The organism is Streptosporangium canum, assembly GCF_900113865.1.
Taxonomy (GTDB): Bacteria; Actinomycetota; Actinomycetes; order Streptosporangiales; family Streptosporangiaceae; genus Streptosporangium; species Streptosporangium canum.
Window position 1 is genome coordinate 168,364 of record NZ_FOQY01000012.1, and the last position, 15,229, is coordinate 183,592.

The following is a 15,229-nucleotide window of genomic DNA, read 5'->3' on the forward strand; positions in this document are numbered from 1 at the left end:
CCGCAGACGTCCCGGACCCGTCGGCCGCGCCGTCCGCCGTACTGGGAGAACGCGATGCAGCTACCCGCGCCCCGAGGGCCCGTCACCGCCCTGCTCTTCGAGGCGTTGACGGGCCCGCCGCACGAGATCGGCCCGCTGCCCGGACCCGCGGGGGGACGGGCCGTGGAGGACGAGGATCTGCAGCTCGCGCTCTTCGCCTGCTACGAGCTGCACTACCAGGGCTTCGACGGGGTCGACGACGGATGGGAGTGGGAGCCGTCGCTGCTGGGGGCCAGGCAGACGTTGGAGCGGCGGTTCGAGGAGGGCCTCGCGGAGGCCGTACCGCGCCCGTTCCCGGCGCCGCACCCGCTGCCCATGCACATGCGCCGGGCCCTGGCCGGGCTGGTGGCCGCCGACGGCGACGGGCCCTGCCTGGCGGCGTTCCTGGAGAGAAGGGCCGACCTCGGCCAGTTCCGCGAGTTCGTCACCCACCGGTCGATCTACCACCTGAAGGAGGCCGACCCGCACACGTGGGCGATCCCCCGGTTACGGGGCCGCGCCAAAGCCGCCCTGGTGGAGATCCAGGCCGACGAGTACGGCGGGGGCCGGCTCGAACGGATGCACTCGGAGCTGTTCCGGGCCACGATGCGCGAGCTGGACCTGGACGATTCCTACGGCGCCCACCTCGACCGGGTTCCGGCGATCACCCTGGCGATCGGCAACGTCATGTCGCTGTTCGGCCTGCACCGGCGGCACCGCGGCGCCCTGCTGGGTCACCTCGCGGCCCTGGAGATGACCTCCTCGCTCCCCAACCTCAAGTACGGCCGGGGCCTGAGGCGGCTGGGCGGCGACGCGACGGCCTGCCGCTTCTACGACGAGCACGTGCAGGCCGACGCCGTCCACGAGCAGATCGCCGCCCACGACATGTGCGGCGGGTTCGCCGCCGAGCACCCCGCCCTGGCCGGTGACGTCCTGTACGGGGCGGCCTGCGCCCTCACACTCGACCGGATCTTCGCCGAGCGCCTCCTGGACCGCTGGGCGCGCGGGGCCACCTCGCTGCGCGGGGCCGCTCCGGCGGTGGGCGGCCGATGATGGACCTCGACTACGTGCTGCCGCTGCGCTGGAACGAGGACTCGGGCCTGGAGGAGCTGACCTGCTACCTGCGCCGGCTCAGCCGGAGCGTGCGGGTCATCGTGGTCGACGGCTCCCCTGCCGAGCTCTTCGACCGGCACGCCGCCCTCTGGAGCGGTTCGGTCCGGCATGTGAGGCCCGACGGCGACCTGACCTACGCCAACGGCAAGGTCAACGGAGTGATCACCGGGATGCGCCGGGCCCGCGCGGAACACGTGGTCATCGCCGACGACGACGTCCGCTACGGCGAGGCCGAGCTGGCCCGGATCGACGCCCTGCTGTGCGCGGCCGACCTGGTCCGGCCGCAGAACTACTTCGACCCGCTGCCCTGGCACGCCCGCTGGGACACCGCCCGGGCGCTGCTCAACCGCAGCTTCGGCGCGGACTACCCGGGCACGTTCGGGGTGCGCCGGTCGGCCTTCCTGGAGATGGGGGGCTACGACGGGGACGTGCTGTTCGAGAACCTGGAGCTCATCCGCACGGTCCGCGCCCACGGCGGGCGCGAACGCCGCCCGCGCGGTCTCTACGTCCGCCGCCTTCCACCCGATCCGGCGAGGTTCTGGTCCCAGCGCGTACGGCAGGCCTACGACGACCTGGCGCAGCCCGCCCGGATGGCGGTCTTCCTGGCCGTCCTGCCCGCGCTGGCCGCCGGGTTGCTACGGCGGCGGCACGGGACGGTCCTCGCCTGCGCGGGACTGTCGGTGGGGCTGGCCGAGATCGGCCGCCGCAGGGCGGGCGGCCGGCGGGTCTTCCCCGCCGGCACCGCGCTGTTCGCCCCGGTGTGGCTGCTGGAGCGGGCCACCTGCAGCTGGCTGGCGCTGGGAGCCCGGTTCCTGCGCGGCGGGGTGCCCTACGCGGGGCGCCGGATGCGCGTCTCCGCGCATTCGGTCCGCCGGCTCAGGGCGCGCCGTCAGGGCGGGGCGTCGGGCTCGCTCCGGGCCTGGAACCCGGCCGGCCGGTGTGAGCCGTCGCAGAACGGTTTGGACGACGAGCGCCCGCAGCGGCACAGCGCCACCGTGGCCCTGCCGGGATCGATGACGGCCCCGTCCTGAGTCGTCAGCGTGAACGGGCCCCGCAGCAGCAACGGCCCGTCTTCGCACGGGGTCACTGTGACCGGATTGTCCGCTTTGTGTCGCATGTGAAGACTGTGCCCGGCGTCGCGGGCGAGAAACGCCGGCCGCCGGCTACCGGGAGCCGCTGCCGAGAGTCTTGCGCCAGTGGAAGCCGCCCGGCAGGTTCACACTCAGGGTGCGGCGGCCGTCGGCGGTCTTGGTGACCCGGAAGGCGCGGTTGCCCCAGCTGTGGCCGACCCCGCTCCGTGACAGGTTGAGACGGAACGGACCGAACTTCAGAGACTTCCTGTATCCCCAGCCCATCGCTTCCTCCCTTGACGTGTCAGCGGAGGTTCAACTACCCGTCAGCACCGCTCCAAACGTGAGCAAACAGGGAGGGTTCGTACGGCTACGGTGACGGGGTCGTCGCCGTGGGAGTGGGGCTGGGAGCGGGCCGCGCGGGCATGCCGGGAAAGGCGTCGATCTCCGGGCGCAGGCCGTACGCGCGGACCACGCACTCCTGCATGGCCAGCGCGGCCATCTTCCGCAGGGCCGGATCGCCGGACGCGGTCAGCTCCAGGTAGGCGCTGGTCACCCCCCGCTCGACCAGCACGGCCAGCTCCACGGCCTGGGCCGGGGTGGACGGGGTGACCGGCAGCTCGTAGCTCGCGTTCGGCTCGACCGGGGTGCCGCCGCGCGAGACGATCAGCGTACGGAGCCGGTCACGGCGGGCGCGGTGGGCGTCGAAGGCGTCCGTCGCGACGGCGCGGAGGTTCCCCGTGGACCTGGCGCCGATGACCCCGTAGGCGTAGACGGCCGCGTGCTCGGCCGCCAGGGCCGTGCCGAGCCCCTGGTCGGCACTCACCGCAGCCTCGACAGGGCCACGGCGTGCGCGGCCTCACAGGCGCCGATGGAGGCGATCAGCTGGGCCAGGGCGGGGGAGACCCCGTCGAGCTGGCGGGGACGGAGCGCCGCCGCCTTCTGCTCCAGTCTCTGCAGGCTCCGCACCGACGCCTTCGCGCCCGGCGAGCCGGAGGGCGAGGGGGACGGGGTGCCCGGGGACGCCGGGGCGGGCGTGGCGTCGGGGGGCAGCCTTCTGCGGAGCTCGGCGAGGTGGGCCTCGTGCCGCTTCCCGAAGGGCGCCAGCTTGGCGGAGGCGGCCGACGCGTAGAGCGCGACGGCCTGCTCCTTGCCCGCGATCAACTGCCTGAGCAGCACGGTCTCCGGATCGGGAGGCTCGGCCCGGAGCGGCTCGGGCTCCTCGGCGGCGCATCCCGCGACCGCCGCGGCCGCCACCCCGAGAGCACCGCCCCGCAACAGGGCGCGCCGGGACAGGGAACGCACGGACGACCTCCGGTTATGGGTGGGCTGCTGACGCCTCTAGCATCGTACGGGCTAGGAAACGCACTCACCGCGCTTCTCGGACGGGCTCGCCGTGCCGAGTGGCGCTCTTTCTACGCCCTGGTGTGGATAGGCTGGTGAACCACATGGGCGAGGTCCGCCCGGCTTGAGATCGTGACAATAGGAGGTCGGCATGGGCAGCGCCACATCCCGCGACCGCCTGATAAAGCTTCTGGAACCTGTCGTCGGAGCCGAAGGGCTCGACTTGGAGGACGTCACGGTCACACCGGCGGGCAAGCGGCGGTTGCTGCGCGTCGTCGTCGACCGTGACGGTGGCGTGAGCCTGGACGACGTCGCCGAGGTCAGCCTCGCCGTCTCCGCCACGCTCGACGCCGACGACGCGATGGGTGCCACCCCGTATGTGCTGGAGGTCTCCTCTCCGGGAGTCGACCGCCCGCTCACCGAGCCGCGCCACTGGCGCCGTGCGGTGAAGCGGCTGGTCAAAGCCGACCTTCGGGACGGCACCTCCGTGGAGGGCCGGATCGTCGTCACTGACGAGACCGGTGTGGAGCTGGACATCGCGGGCACACCGCGCCGCATTGATTTTGAGGACCTGACCCGAGGCCGGGTGCAGGTGGAATTCCGCCGGTTGGACGACGCCGAAGACGACGGCGAAGACGGCGACGAAGGCTAAGGGGGGAGCCTCGTGGACATCGACATGAGCGTCCTGCGCAGCCTGGAGCGGGAGAAGGACATCTCCTTCGACCTGGTCGTCAAGGCGATCGAGGACGCGCTACTGATCGCATACTTCCGGAGCGAGGGCGCCGCCGCCAAGGCGCGGGCCGAGCTCGACCGGCAGTCCGGGCACGTGACCATCTTCGCCGCCGAGATCGACGACGAGAGCGGGGAGGTGCTCAGGGAGTTCGACGACACCCCGGGCAACTTCAGCCGCATCGCCGCGACGACCGCCAAGCAGGTCATCCTGCAGCAGCTCAGGGACGCCGAGGACGAGATCAACTTCGGTGAGTTCGCCAGCCGTGAGGGCGAGCTCGTGGCCGGGGTGATCCAGCAGGGCAAGGACCCGAGGGTCGTCCTGGTGGACCTCGGCAAGATCGAGGCCGTGCTCCCGCACAACGAGCAGGTGCCCGGCGAGGAATACGTCCACGGCGAGCGCATCCGCTGCTACGTGGTCCAGGTCAAGAAGGGCCACAAGGGCCCCTCGGTGACCCTGTCGCGCACCCATCCGGGCCTGGTGAAGAAGCTCTTCGCCCTGGAGGTGCCGGAGATCGCCGACGGGACGGTCGAGATCGCCGCCATCGCGCGCGAGGCCGGCCACCGCACCAAGATCGCGGTGCGGTCGCGGCGTCCCGGCGTGAACGCCAAGGGCGCCTGCATCGGCCCGATGGGGTCGCGGGTGCGCAACGTGATGGCCGAGCTGCACGGCGAGAAGATCGACATCATCGACTGGTCGGAGGATCCCGCGGAATTCGTGGGGAATGCCCTCTCTCCCTCCCGTGTTTCCCATGTCGAGGTGATCGACGCCGAGGGTCGTGCCGCGCGGGTGACCGTGCCGGACTACCAGCTCTCCCTTGCGATCGGCAAGGAGGGGCAGAACGCCCGGCTGGCCAATCGCCTCACCGGATGGCGCATCGACATCCGTCCGGACACCCAAGCGGGGGATGCGGCCGGTTCCGCAGATGCGTCCACACGGTAAGCTGGAATATGGTGGCCAGGACACCCCACTGAGAACATGTGTGGGGTGCCGGGTTCGCACGGTCTCCTCCGAGCTGCTCCGCCTGGTGGTGGTCGAGGGCGTTATCGTCCCTGACCTGCGACGACGGCTCCCAGGGCGTGGTGCTTCACTGCATCCCTCCCTGAGCTGTCTCGATCTCGCCGAGCGTCGCCGAGCGTTTCCGCGCGCGTTTCGTGTCGCGGGCCCGCTTGACTCGTCGCGAGTGCGAGGGCACCTGGAAGAGGTTCACGAAAGGATCGGGTGAAATGGTTGCCAACTGTCATGTAGGACGCCGAGTTGATGGGCTGGTCAGATAGCTATGAGCGCCTGATGAGCATGCGGCGATGAGTACGTCTACGTAACGACGGTCCGGCGGCACTGCCTCCCGGGCCGAGTAAGGGAGTGCAGTGGCGAAGGTCCGGGTATACGAGCTCGCCAAGGAGTTCGGTGTGGAGAGCAAGGTCGTCATGGCCAAGCTCCAGGAGATGGGCGAGTTCGTGCGTTCGGCGTCCTCGACTATCGAAGCACCGGTAGTCCGCAGGCTCACGGAAGCTTTGGGCGGTCCCCCCAGGGGATCGTCCGACAGGGGCGGCAACAGGACGCCCAGGCCGCCGCAGGCGGCCCCCCGGCCGGCTGACAGCCAGGCCGGAAGCGGTGCCCCCGCGGCACCGTCCTCGATTCCCAAGCCGGGTCCGGCCCCCAAGCCGGGTCCGAGGCCTGGGCCCGCAGCGGCACGTCCCGTGGCCCCCGCGCCGCAGGCCCCGCCGCCCGCGGCGCCCGAGCCCCAGCAGGCTCCGCAGCAACCGCAGCAGCAGCCCTCACCGGTGCAGCCGCCGCGCTTCGAGGCTCCCCGCTCCGACGCGGGACGCCCCGCGGGTCCCGGCCCCAAGCCGGGTCCCCGCCCGGCTCCGCGTCCGGGTCCGGCGGCCCGTCCCGAGGCCGCGCGTCCGGAGGGCCGTCCCTCCGGTGGTCCGGGCGGAGCCCCCTCGGGTCCCCGCCCCGGTGCAGGCGCTCCCGGCGCTCCCGGCCCCAAGCCGGGTCCGCGTCCGGGCCCGCGTGGGCCGCGTCCCGGGAACAACCCGTTCTCGTCGAACGCCAGCGGCATGGGCCAGGCCCGTCCGCCGCGTCCCGGCGGCCCCGGCGGCCGTGAAGGCGGCCCCGGTGACAGGGGCCCGCGTCCCGGTCCCCGTGAGGACCGCGGTCCCCGCGAGCAGGGGCAGCGTGACAACGCCGGTCCCCGTCCGCCCGCGGCCCGCTCCGGCCCGCCCGGTGCGGCCGGTCCGCGTCCGGGTCCCGGCGCGGGTGGTCCCCGTCCCGGCGGTGGCGCCGGTGCCGGTGGTCCGCGTCCCGGTGGTCCCCGTCCCAGCCCGATGATGATGCCCCAGGGCCGTCCCGCCGGTCCCGGCGGCGGCGGCGCGGGCCGTCCCGGCCCGGGTGGCGGCGCAGGCCGTCCCGGTGGCGGTGGCGGTCGTCCCGGTGGCGGCGGTGGCCGTCCCGGTGGCGGTGGCGGTTTCGCCGGTCGTCCCGGTGGTGGCGGCGGCGCGGGTCGTCCCGGCACCGGAACCGGTGGTCCCGGTGGTGGCGGCGGCGGTTTCGCCGGTCGTCCCGGTGGCGGCGGCCGTGGCCGCGGCGGCGGTACGGCGGGCGCCTTCGGTCGTCCGGGCGGACGCCCGACCCGTGGTCGCAAGTCCAAGCGCCAGCGGCGTCAAGAGTTCGACAACATGCAGGCCCCGGCGATCGGCGGCGTGCAGGCTCCTCGCGGCAACGGTCAGACGATCCGCCTGTCGCGCGGCGCCTCCCTGGCGGACTTCGCCGACAAGATCGGCGCGATTCCGGCGTCCCTGGTGCAGATCATGCTGCACCTCGGCGAGATGGTGACCGCCACGCAGTCGGTCAACGAGGAGACGCTCCAGCTTCTGGCCGCCGAGCTCGACTACAACCTGCTTGTGGTCAGCCCGGAGGAGGAGGACCGCGAGCTCCTCGAGACCTTCGACATCGAGTTCGGCGAGGACGAGGGCGACGAGTCCGACCTCGTCGCGCGTCCGCCGGTGGTGACCGTCATGGGTCACGTCGACCACGGTAAGACCAAGCTGCTCGACGCCATCCGGAACACCAACGAGGTGGCGCGCGAGGCCGGTGGCATCACCCAGCACATCGGTGCCTACCAGATCGCCACCGAGCACGAGGGCGAAGACCGGAAGATCACCTTCATCGACACCCCGGGTCACGAGGCGTTCACCGCCATGCGTGCCCGTGGTGCCAAGGTCACCGACATCGCCGTCCTGGTGGTCGCGGCCGACGACGGTGTGAAGCCGCAGACCATCGAGGCGCTGAACCACGCCCAGGCGGCCGACGTGCCGATCGTGGTCGCGGTCAACAAGGTCGACAAGGAGGGCGCCGACCCGGGCAAGGTCCGTGCCCAGCTCACCGAGTACGGCCTCGTCGCCGAGGAGTACGGCGGCACCACGATGTTCGTCGACATCTCCGCCAAGAACGGGATCGGCATCGAGAACCTGCTCGAGGCCATCCTGCTCACCGCGGACGCCGAGCTCGACCTGCGGGCCAACGCCACGATGGACGCCCAGGGCGTCGCCATCGAGGCGCACCTCGACAAGGGCCGTGGCCCGGTCGCGACCGTGCTGGTCCAGCGCGGCACGCTCCGGGTCGGCGACTCCATCGTCTGTGGCGAGGCCTTCGGCCGCGTCCGGGCGATGCTGGACGACAACGGCGAGGCGATTCAGGAAGCCGACCCGTCGCGTCCGGTGCTGGTCCTCGGTCTGACCGCGGTGCCGGGTGCCGGTGACAACTTCATCGTCGTCACCGACGACCGGATGGCGCGCCAGATCGCCCAGCAGCGTGCGGCCCGCAAGCGCATCGCGGACATGGCCAAGTCCGGCCGTCGCCGCACCCTCGAAGAGCTCTTCAGCGAGATGGAGAAGGGCCAGGTCGACGAGCTCAAGCTCATCATCAAGGGTGACGTCTCCGGTTCGGTCGAGGCTCTCGAGGACGCGCTGCTCAAGATCGACGTCGGCGAGGAGGTGCGCCTGCGGGTGCTCCACCGTGCCGTCGGTGCGATCACCGAGTACGACGTCAACCTGGCTGTCGCCGACGACAACGCCGTCATCATCGGTTTCAACGTGCGCCCCGAAGTCCGGGCGCGCGACCTGGCCGAGCGCGAGGGCGTCGACATCCGCTACTACTCGGTCATCTACCAGGCGATCGAGGAGATCGAGGCGGCCCTCAAGGGCATGCTCAAGCCGGAGTTCGAAGAGGTCCAGATGGGCACCGCCGAAGTCCGCGAGGTCTTCAAGGTGCCGAAGATCGGCAACATCGCCGGTGCGCTGGTCCGTTCGGGCACGATCGTCCGCAACAGCAAGGCCCGCATCATCCGTGGCGGTGTCGTCATCTCCGACAACCTCACCGTGTCCTCGCTGCGTCGCTTCAAGGAGGACGCGACCGAGGTCCGTGACGGTTACGAGTGCGGTATCGGTGTCGGCTACAACGACATCAAGATCGACGACGTCATCGAGACGTTCGAGATGCGGGAGAAGCCGCGCGTCTGATGCTCTGGTCCGGTGCCGAGGCCGCTCGCCGGCCGGAGACGCTCACCCCACGGGTGGGCCCTCCGGCCGGGGGTGGCCCCGGCACCGCCGGCGCACGGCGACATCCGTGGCGAGTGACTCAATATGTATGTAGGTGCCCTGACAATGGACATCCTGCTCGGCGACGTTCACTCGCTGAAGCAGAAGCGCTCCGTGGTGCGTCCCATCATCGCCGAGGTGCAACGACGGTTCCCGGGTGTGGCCGTCGCCGAGACCGGCCATCTGGACCTGCACCGCCGTACCGAGATCGGGATCGCGGTCGTCTCCGCCACCGCCGCCAACTGCGGCGCGGTGCTGGACGACTGCGAGCGCCTGATCGCCTTCCACCCGGAGATCGAGCTGCTGTCCGCCCGGCATCGGCTCTACAACGAGGACGAGGACTAGTTACAGAGACGACCGGTCGCGGAGCCGCCCTTCGTGTCCGGTCGTTACTGTGAGAAGGGGGGAGCGAATATGGACGCCGCGCGCGCACGTAAGATCGCCGATCGGATCCAGCAGGTCGTGGCCGAGATGCTGGAGCGCCGCATCAAGGATCCGAGGCTGGGTTTCGTGACCGTGACGGACACGCGGATCACCAACGACCTGAGCGAGGCCACGGTGTTCTACACCGTGTTCGGCTCGGAGGCGGAGCGGGCCGACTCCGCCGCGGCGCTGGAGAGCGCCAAGGGACTGATCCGCTCGGAGGTGGGCCGTCAGACGGGCCTGCGCCACACCCCGACGCTGACGTTCACCCACGACCCGCTCCCTGACAGCGCCCGCCACCTCGACGGGCTGCTCGCCGAGGCGAAGGTCAGGGACGCCGAGATCGCCAAGCGTGCCGAGGGCGCCCAGCACGCCGGAGACGCGGACCCGTACCGCAAGCCCGACGAGGACGACGGCGAACTCGACGAGAGCGACGAAGAACCGTCAGAGCGCGCGGGATACCGCGCGAAGTGACACCCGACCTGCGTGGCGGTGGCCCGGTCCCGGTCAGTGACTGGGACCGGGCCGTCGGCCTGATCTCGTCCGCCGACGAGATCGCGCTGGCCTGCCACATCTCGCCGGACGGTGACGCGCTCGGCTCGATGCTGGCGCTCGGCCTGGCACTGCGCGCGGCGGGCAAGCGGGTCACGGCCTCCTTCGGGGAGCGCCGGTTCAGGGTGCCCCGGCTGCTGCGTTTCCTGCCCGGGCAGGAGCTCCTGGCCGAACCCGGAGACTACCCGGCCGTGCCCGAGCTGATGATCACTTTCGACGTCCCCATCGTCGACCGGCTCGGCATGCTCGCCGGGAACGCGCTCAAGGCCCGCGAGCTGATCGTGGTGGACCATCACCCGTCCAACACCGGGTTCGGCACGCTCAACCTCGTCGACCCGGCCGCCGCGGCCACCGCGGTGCTCGCCGAGGAGCTGCTCCGCCGGCTCGGCCTGCCGCTCGACCGGGCCATCGCGACCTGCCTGTACGCCGGGCTGGTCACCGACACCGGCTCGTTCCGGCATTCCTCCACCACTTCCGGGGTGCATCTCATGGCCGCGAGGCTGGTCGCCACCGGGCTGAACCCGGAGGAGATCGCCCGGGAGCTGTGGGACCGTTCCCCGTTCGGCTACCTCAGGGTGCTCGGCGTCGTCCTGGACCGGGTGACGCTGGAGCCGGAGGTGGGCGAGGGGCTGGTCTGGACGTTCGTCACCCGGGCCGACCGGGTCGCGTACGGCCTGCCGTACGACGAGGTGGAGGGGATCATCGACGTGATCCGGCGCACCGACGAGGCGGACACGGCTGTGATCCTCAAGGAGGACGACGACGGCGCCTGGCAGGTCTCCACCCGCTCCAAGGGCGCGGTGGACGTCTCCCGCGTCGCCACCGCGCTGGGCGGCGGCGGGCACACCAAGGCGGCGGGCTTCACCTCCCATCTGCCCGTCGAGCAGACGATGGCGAGCCTCCGCGCACTGCTGTAGTCTTCGGCGCCCGCTTGCGGCGCGGCCCGGTGATCTCCGCGCCCTCTCGCGGGCGTTCGTGGTCTCCGCGCCCTCTCATGGGTGTCACGTAGTCTCCATGCCCTCTCGCAGAAAGACTGTTCAAATGAGCACGGCTCGCGCCAAGCGCACCCCGCCGCCGAGCGGGCTGATCATCGTCGACAAGCCCGCCGAGTGGACCTCGCACGACGTCGTCGGCAAGCTCCGCGGCATCGCGGGCACCCGCAGGGTCGGTCACGCGGGCACGCTGGACCCGATGGCCACCGGGGTGCTGGTGGTCGGCGTGGAGAAGGCCACCCGCCTCCTGGGGCATCTCGCGCTCACCGAGAAGGGCTACGACGCCACGATCCGGCTCGGGCAGTCCACCAACACCGACGACGCCGAGGGAGAGATCATCTCTGCCTCCTCGGCGGCAGGGGTCGCCGAGGAGGCGATCAGGAAGGGCGTCGCCACCCTGACCGGCCAGATCATGCAGGTCCCGCCGCAGGTCAGCGCCATCAAGGTGAACGGCGAGCGGGCCTACAAGCGGGCCAGGGCGGGGGAGGAGGTCGAGCTCAAGGCGCGCCCGGTGACCGTGTCGGGCTTCGAGATCACCGGTATCCGCCGTGACGGCGACCTGATCGACGTCGACGCCTCGGTGACCTGTTCCAGCGGCACCTACATCCGCGCGCTGGCCCGTGACCTGGGGGCCGATCTGGGCACCGGCGGTCACCTGACCTACCTGCGCCGTACCCGCGTGGGGCCCTACGACCTGTCGATGGCGCGCACCATCGAGCAGCTCTCCGCCGAGTGCACGATCCTGCCGATGGCCGAGGCGGTCGCGGCGGCCTTCCCGCGCCGCGACGTGACCGCCGAGGAGGCGGGCGCCGTCGCGCACGGCGGGCGGCTGCCCTCGCTGGGGCTGGGCAAGGGCCCGATCGGCGTGTTCGGCCCGGACGGCACCCTGCTGGCGCTGGTCGAGGAGCACGGCAAGATCGCCAAGTCGCTGGCGGTGTTCGTCTCCTGACCCGGTGCTCGACGGGACACGACAGTGCTTTAAGGTTCGTAAACCGGACCATTTACCTCTGTTAGGAGTCGCCTCATGGAGGTGTCCCTCTCCCCCCTCCCCGCCGCCGAGATCGCCGCAGACCTGCTCGTCCTGCCGGTGCGCGAGGGACACGACCCCGGACTCGGCCTCGGCGGAGTGCTCGGCCAGGTCAGGTTCACCGGCCGGGCCGGGCAGGACCTGCTGCTGCCCCGCCGGGACGGCGACGCCTTCCGCGCCGCGGCGGTCCTGCTGGTCGGGCTCGGCGACGCCGACGACGAGCACGCGGTACGGCGGGCGGTGGGCCGCGTCGCGCCCCGGCTCGCCGAGTTCCCCACCGTGGCGATCGCCTTCCCCCACGTCCAGGCGGTCATCGAGGGCGTGCGGCTGGGCGGCTACCGGTTCGACGGCTACAAGAGCGAGCCGCGCGGGCGGGCCTTCCGCGAGCTGGTCATCCTGGCCGGTGCGGACCCCCAGGGGGTCGCGCGGGCCGGGATCGTCGCCGACGCGGTGACGTTCGCCCGCGACCTGGTCAACACCCCGGCCGGCGACCTGGTCCCGATGGACCTGGCCGAGCGGGCGCGGGCGATGGCCGGGGCGTGCGGGCTGGGCGTGCGGGTGCTGGACGCCGGCGCGCTCCGGGAGGGCGGCTTCGGCGGCATCCTCGGCGTCGGCGCGGCCAGCGCGAACCCGCCCTGCCTGATCGAGGTGAGCCACCCCGGTGACGGCGTGAGCGGCACGGTGGGCCTGGCGGGCAAGGGCATCACCTTCGACTCCGGCGGTCTCGCCATCAAGGGCCTCGGGGCGATGTCCACCATGAAGTGCGACATGGCGGGCGGTGCGACCATGCTCGCGGTCGTCCAGGCCGCCGCCCGGCTGGAGCTGCCGGTGGGCGTCACCGCGGTGGTGCCCGCCGCCGAGAACATGGTCAGCGGCTCCGCGATCCGGCCCGGGGACGTTCTCACGCACCGCAACGGGCGGACCACCGAGGTGACCGACACCGACAGCGAGGGCCGCCTGGTGCTGGCCGACGCGCTCGCCTACCTGGCGGAGGGCTCTCCGGACGTGCTGATCGACGCGGCCACGCTGACCTACTCGGTGATGCACGCCCTCGGCGAGGACATCACCGGGGTGATCGGCAGCGACCGGGGACTGGTCGGCGAGCTGATCGCGGCCGGTGCGCGGGCCGGCGAGCCGATGTGGGAGCTGCCGCTCTGGGAGCCGTACGCCGCCAGGCTCGAATCCGAGGTGGCCGACGCGAAGAACGAGGGCGGAAGCCTGGCCGACGCGACGATCGCCGCGCTGTTCCTGCGGCCGTTCACCGCCGGGCTGCCCTGGGCCCACCTGGACTTCGCCACGACCGCCTACCTGGACAAGGCCACCGACCTGGGCCCGGCGGGGGCGACGGGGGCGATGATCCGCACGCTGATCGGCTACCTGGAGAGCCGCTCCTAGACGGCGCCGCTCTCCCCGGGCGGCGCCGTCCTCCCGGGCGGGGCCCGTCCCGGGCGGGGGGCTCTCGGACGTCCGTACGGCCGTCCCCGGGGCTGTCCGTCCGCACCGGGCGGGGTTATCTGGCGGCGCGTTCCTGGGCGCGTTCGAGCATGGCGCGCATCATGTCGGAGGTGAGCGTGAAGTGCTCCTCCGCCAGCGAGCCCGCCTGCTCGGCGTCGCCGGCCGCGATGGCCTCGTAGATCTTCCGGTGTTCGATCAGCGCCCGCTGGTAGTCCTCCGGGTCGTCCTCCCCGTACGGCTCGACGGGGAATCCGAGGCTCACCCGCGTCAGCATGTCCCTGCTGAGCGCGCTGATCTTCGGGTTGCCCGTCGCGGCCAGCACGGCGCCGTGGAAGGCCGCGTCGGCGACCTGCTCCTGGCCCAGCGTGCGGGCCTGTGCGTAGCCGTCCAGCGCCACGCGCATGGCCGCCAGGTCCTCGTCGGTACGGCGGAGCGCGGCGGTCCGCGCCACCAGCCCCTCCACCAGGCACCGCAGGTCGAACAGCTGCTCCAGCTCGGGCCAGCGGGGCAGGAGCGTCCGGCGTACGGCCGAGGCCGTGGCCTCGGTCCAGCTCGCCCTGACGTAGGCGCCGCCGGTCCGGCCGCGCTTGATCTCCACGATGCCCACCGCCTGGAGCCGGCCGATGGCCTCGCGGACCGTCGCGCGGCTCACGTCGAGGATCGTGGCCAGCTCGCGCTCTCCGGGGAGGCGTTCGCCGGGCAGGTAGTCGCCTATCGCGACGGCGGTCATCAGCCGGTCTGCCACCTCCGTGGCCACCGACTGCACCTTGACGGGGCTGAGAACGGAGGGCTGGGCGGTGTCGCCCAGCACCTGTCCCAGCATGCGGGAGAGATCGTCGGTGGTCGGGGGTGTCGCGTCGGGGTGCACACCCGGAACGTTACACAACCACACGATTCCAAAAAAGGTATTGTGCTCAGGCCATTAATCCATAAGATGTCCACAACACGGACATTCGTCTCATCTGGTGGCATGTGCCCCACTTGTTATATGGAGGACTGCGGTGGCGATCCCCGAACCGACCACCCAGGGCCTGGCCCCCTTCAAGGACTGGCATACCTGGTACCGCGTCACGGGCGACCTGGACGCGGGCAAGGCCCCCCTCGTCGTGCTGCACGGCGGCCCCGGCGCGGCCCACGACTACACGCTGCGCATGGCGCGGCTGGCCGGGCAGGACCGGGCGGTCGTCCACTACGACCAGCTCGGCGTGGGGCTCTCCACCCACCTGCCCGAGCGCGGCGCCGACTTCTGGACCGTCGGGCTCTTCCTCGACGAGCTGGACAACCTGCTCGCCCATCTCGGCATCGCCGGCCGCTACCACCTGATCGGCCAGTCGTGGGGCGGCATGCTCGCCGCCGAGCACGCCGTACTGCGGCCCGAGGGCCTCAAGGGGCTGGTCATCGCCGACTCGCCCGCCTCGATGAAGCTCTGGCGCGAGGAGTGCGACCGGCTGCGCGCCGCACTCCCGGCCGAGGTCGAGCGGACGCTCCGCGAGCACGAGGCCGCCGGGACCACCGACAGCCCCGAATACCGCGCGGCGGAGAAGGTGTTCAACGCCCGCCACGTCTGCAGGATCGTCCCCAATCCGCCGGAGGTCCTGGCCAGCGACGCCAAGACCGCCGAGGACCCGACCGTGTACCACACGATGAACGGGCCGACCGAGTTCCACGTCGTCGGCACCCTGCGGGACTGGTCGGTCACCGACCGGCTGCACCAGGTGACCGCGCCGACCCTGCTCGTCTCCGGGCGGCACGACGAGGCCACCCCTCGCACCGTGCAGCCCTTCGCGGACCACATCCCCGACGTCCGATGGCAGATCTTCGAGCACTCCAGCCACATGCCGCACATCGAGGAAGAGGAGCTCTTCCTGCAGGTGGTCGGCTCATTCCTCGACTCCACGGACTAG

At 71.8% G+C, this 15,229-nt stretch carries 16 protein-coding genes and 1 pseudogene; 12 read left to right on the top strand and 5 right to left on the bottom strand.

Features of this window, described 5'->3' with window-relative positions:
• The first annotated feature begins 54 nt into the window (after nt 1–54).
• Both BM085_RS19685 and BM085_RS47195 read left to right on the top strand, forming a co-directional pair.
• Nucleotides 55–1,071, top strand: coding sequence for an iron-containing redox enzyme family protein (locus BM085_RS19685; protein ID WP_093888411.1), 1,017 nt, complete (start codon nt 55–57; stop codon nt 1,069–1,071).
• The gene (locus tag BM085_RS47195) at nt 1,068–2,162 is read left to right on the top strand and encodes a glycosyltransferase family 2 protein (RefSeq protein WP_143120988.1); all 1,095 of its coding nucleotides are present in this window, start codon (nt 1,068–1,070) and stop codon (nt 2,160–2,162) included. The genes BM085_RS19685 and BM085_RS47195 overlap by 4 nt, the downstream gene beginning before the upstream one ends.
• Here the strand turns inward: BM085_RS47195 and BM085_RS47200 are convergent.
• The 4 genes and pseudogenes from BM085_RS47200 to BM085_RS19710 form a co-directional block, all read right to left on the bottom strand.
• Nucleotides 2,126–2,248, bottom strand: a pseudogene (locus BM085_RS47200) (hypothetical protein); the annotation flags it as partial. The gene BM085_RS47195 and the pseudogene BM085_RS47200 overlap by 37 nt on opposite strands.
• Nucleotides 2,249–2,294: 46 nt before the next feature.
• Entirely contained in the window at nt 2,295–2,486 is a 192-nt protein-coding gene (locus BM085_RS19700) for a DUF4236 domain-containing protein (protein ID WP_012888841.1), read from the bottom strand.
• Between the two features lie 85 nt (nt 2,487–2,571).
• Nucleotides 2,572–3,027, bottom strand: coding sequence for a ferritin-like domain-containing protein (locus tag BM085_RS19705; RefSeq protein WP_093888413.1), 456 nt, complete (start codon nt 3,025–3,027; stop codon nt 2,572–2,574).
• Nucleotides 3,024–3,506 (bottom strand): hypothetical protein, encoded by a 483-nt coding sequence (locus BM085_RS19710; RefSeq protein WP_093888414.1) that lies wholly within the window; start codon nt 3,504–3,506, stop codon nt 3,024–3,026. The genes BM085_RS19705 and BM085_RS19710 overlap by 4 nt, the downstream gene beginning before the upstream one ends.
• A gap of 190 nt (nt 3,507–3,696) precedes the next feature.
• Here BM085_RS19710 and rimP point away from each other — a divergent pair, with 190 nt between their 5' ends.
• The 9 genes from rimP (at nt 3,697) to BM085_RS19755 (ending at nt 13,265) form a co-directional block, all read left to right on the top strand.
• Nucleotides 3,697–4,197 carry a ribosome maturation factor RimP gene (gene rimP / locus BM085_RS19715; protein WP_093888415.1) on the top strand — a complete coding sequence of 167 codons (501 nt, stop codon included), beginning with the start codon at nt 3,697–3,699 and terminating at the stop codon, nt 4,195–4,197.
• Between the two features lie 24 nt (nt 4,198–4,221).
• A complete protein-coding gene (nusA, locus tag BM085_RS19720; RefSeq protein WP_197048560.1) occupies nt 4,222–5,217 on the top strand; it encodes a transcription termination factor NusA in 996 nt (331 codons plus the stop codon).
• Entirely contained in the window at nt 5,201–5,500 is a 300-nt protein-coding gene (locus tag BM085_RS19725; protein ID WP_086579091.1) for a YlxR family protein, read from the top strand. The genes nusA and BM085_RS19725 overlap by 17 nt, the downstream gene beginning before the upstream one ends.
• A 142-nt stretch (nt 5,501–5,642) precedes the next feature.
• Nucleotides 5,643–8,798 carry a translation initiation factor IF-2 gene (infB, locus tag BM085_RS19730; RefSeq protein WP_093888416.1) on the top strand — a complete coding sequence of 1,052 codons (3,156 nt, stop codon included), beginning with the start codon at nt 5,643–5,645 and terminating at the stop codon, nt 8,796–8,798.
• Between the two features lie 123 nt (nt 8,799–8,921).
• Nucleotides 8,922–9,221 (top strand): DUF503 domain-containing protein, encoded by a 300-nt coding sequence (locus BM085_RS19735; RefSeq protein ID WP_012888847.1) that lies wholly within the window; start codon nt 8,922–8,924, stop codon nt 9,219–9,221.
• Nucleotides 9,222–9,290: 69 nt separating this feature from the next.
• On the top strand, nt 9,291–9,773 hold the full coding sequence (rbfA, locus tag BM085_RS19740; protein WP_093888417.1) for a 30S ribosome-binding factor RbfA: 483 nt from the start codon (nt 9,291–9,293) through the stop codon (nt 9,771–9,773).
• Nucleotides 9,770–10,768, top strand: a complete 999-nt coding sequence (locus BM085_RS19745; protein ID WP_093888418.1) for a DHH family phosphoesterase — start codon at nt 9,770–9,772, stop codon at nt 10,766–10,768. The genes rbfA and BM085_RS19745 overlap by 4 nt, the downstream gene beginning before the upstream one ends.
• A 124-nt stretch (nt 10,769–10,892) precedes the next feature.
• Entirely contained in the window at nt 10,893–11,792 is a 900-nt protein-coding gene (gene truB / locus BM085_RS19750; protein WP_093888419.1) for a tRNA pseudouridine(55) synthase TruB, read from the top strand.
• Between the two features lie 75 nt (nt 11,793–11,867).
• Complete coding sequence (locus BM085_RS19755) at nt 11,868–13,265, top strand: leucyl aminopeptidase (RefSeq protein ID WP_093888420.1); 1,398 nt, start codon at nt 11,868–11,870, stop codon at nt 13,263–13,265.
• A gap of 115 nt (nt 13,266–13,380) precedes the next feature.
• Here BM085_RS19755 and BM085_RS19760 read toward each other — a convergent pair whose 3' ends face one another.
• Nucleotides 13,381–14,193 (bottom strand): FadR/GntR family transcriptional regulator, encoded by an 813-nt coding sequence (locus BM085_RS19760; protein ID WP_231509724.1) that lies wholly within the window; start codon nt 14,191–14,193, stop codon nt 13,381–13,383.
• A 133-nt stretch (nt 14,194–14,326) separates the two neighbouring features.
• Between BM085_RS19760 and BM085_RS19765 the strand changes: the two genes are divergently transcribed.
• Nucleotides 14,327–15,229 carry a proline iminopeptidase-family hydrolase gene (locus tag BM085_RS19765; protein ID WP_093888421.1) on the top strand — a complete coding sequence of 301 codons (903 nt, stop codon included), beginning with the start codon at nt 14,327–14,329 and terminating at the stop codon, nt 15,227–15,229.

Bases quoted from the DNA above. Each gene is read 5' to 3' on its own strand.
- rbfA (WP_093888417.1), top strand. From the start codon at position 9,291: ATGGACGCCGCGCGCGCACGTAAGATCGCCGATCGGATCCAGCAGGTC.
- BM085_RS19725 (WP_086579091.1), top strand. From the start codon at position 5,201: ATGCGTCCACACGGTAAGCTGGAATATGGTGGCCAGGACACCCCACTG.
- BM085_RS19700 (WP_012888841.1), bottom strand. From the start codon at position 2,486: ATGGGCTGGGGATACAGGAAGTCTCTGAAGTTCGGTCCGTTCCGTCTC.
- BM085_RS19685 (WP_093888411.1), top strand. From the start codon at position 55: ATGCAGCTACCCGCGCCCCGAGGGCCCGTCACCGCCCTGCTCTTCGAG.
- BM085_RS47195 (WP_143120988.1), top strand. From the start codon at position 1,068: ATGATGGACCTCGACTACGTGCTGCCGCTGCGCTGGAACGAGGACTCG.
- rimP (WP_093888415.1), top strand. From the start codon at position 3,697: ATGGGCAGCGCCACATCCCGCGACCGCCTGATAAAGCTTCTGGAACCT.
- BM085_RS19755 (WP_093888420.1), top strand. From the start codon at position 11,868: ATGGAGGTGTCCCTCTCCCCCCTCCCCGCCGCCGAGATCGCCGCAGAC.
- BM085_RS19735 (WP_012888847.1), top strand. From the start codon at position 8,922: ATGTATGTAGGTGCCCTGACAATGGACATCCTGCTCGGCGACGTTCAC.
- nusA (WP_197048560.1), top strand. From the start codon at position 4,222: ATGAGCGTCCTGCGCAGCCTGGAGCGGGAGAAGGACATCTCCTTCGAC.
- truB (WP_093888419.1), top strand. From the start codon at position 10,893: ATGAGCACGGCTCGCGCCAAGCGCACCCCGCCGCCGAGCGGGCTGATC.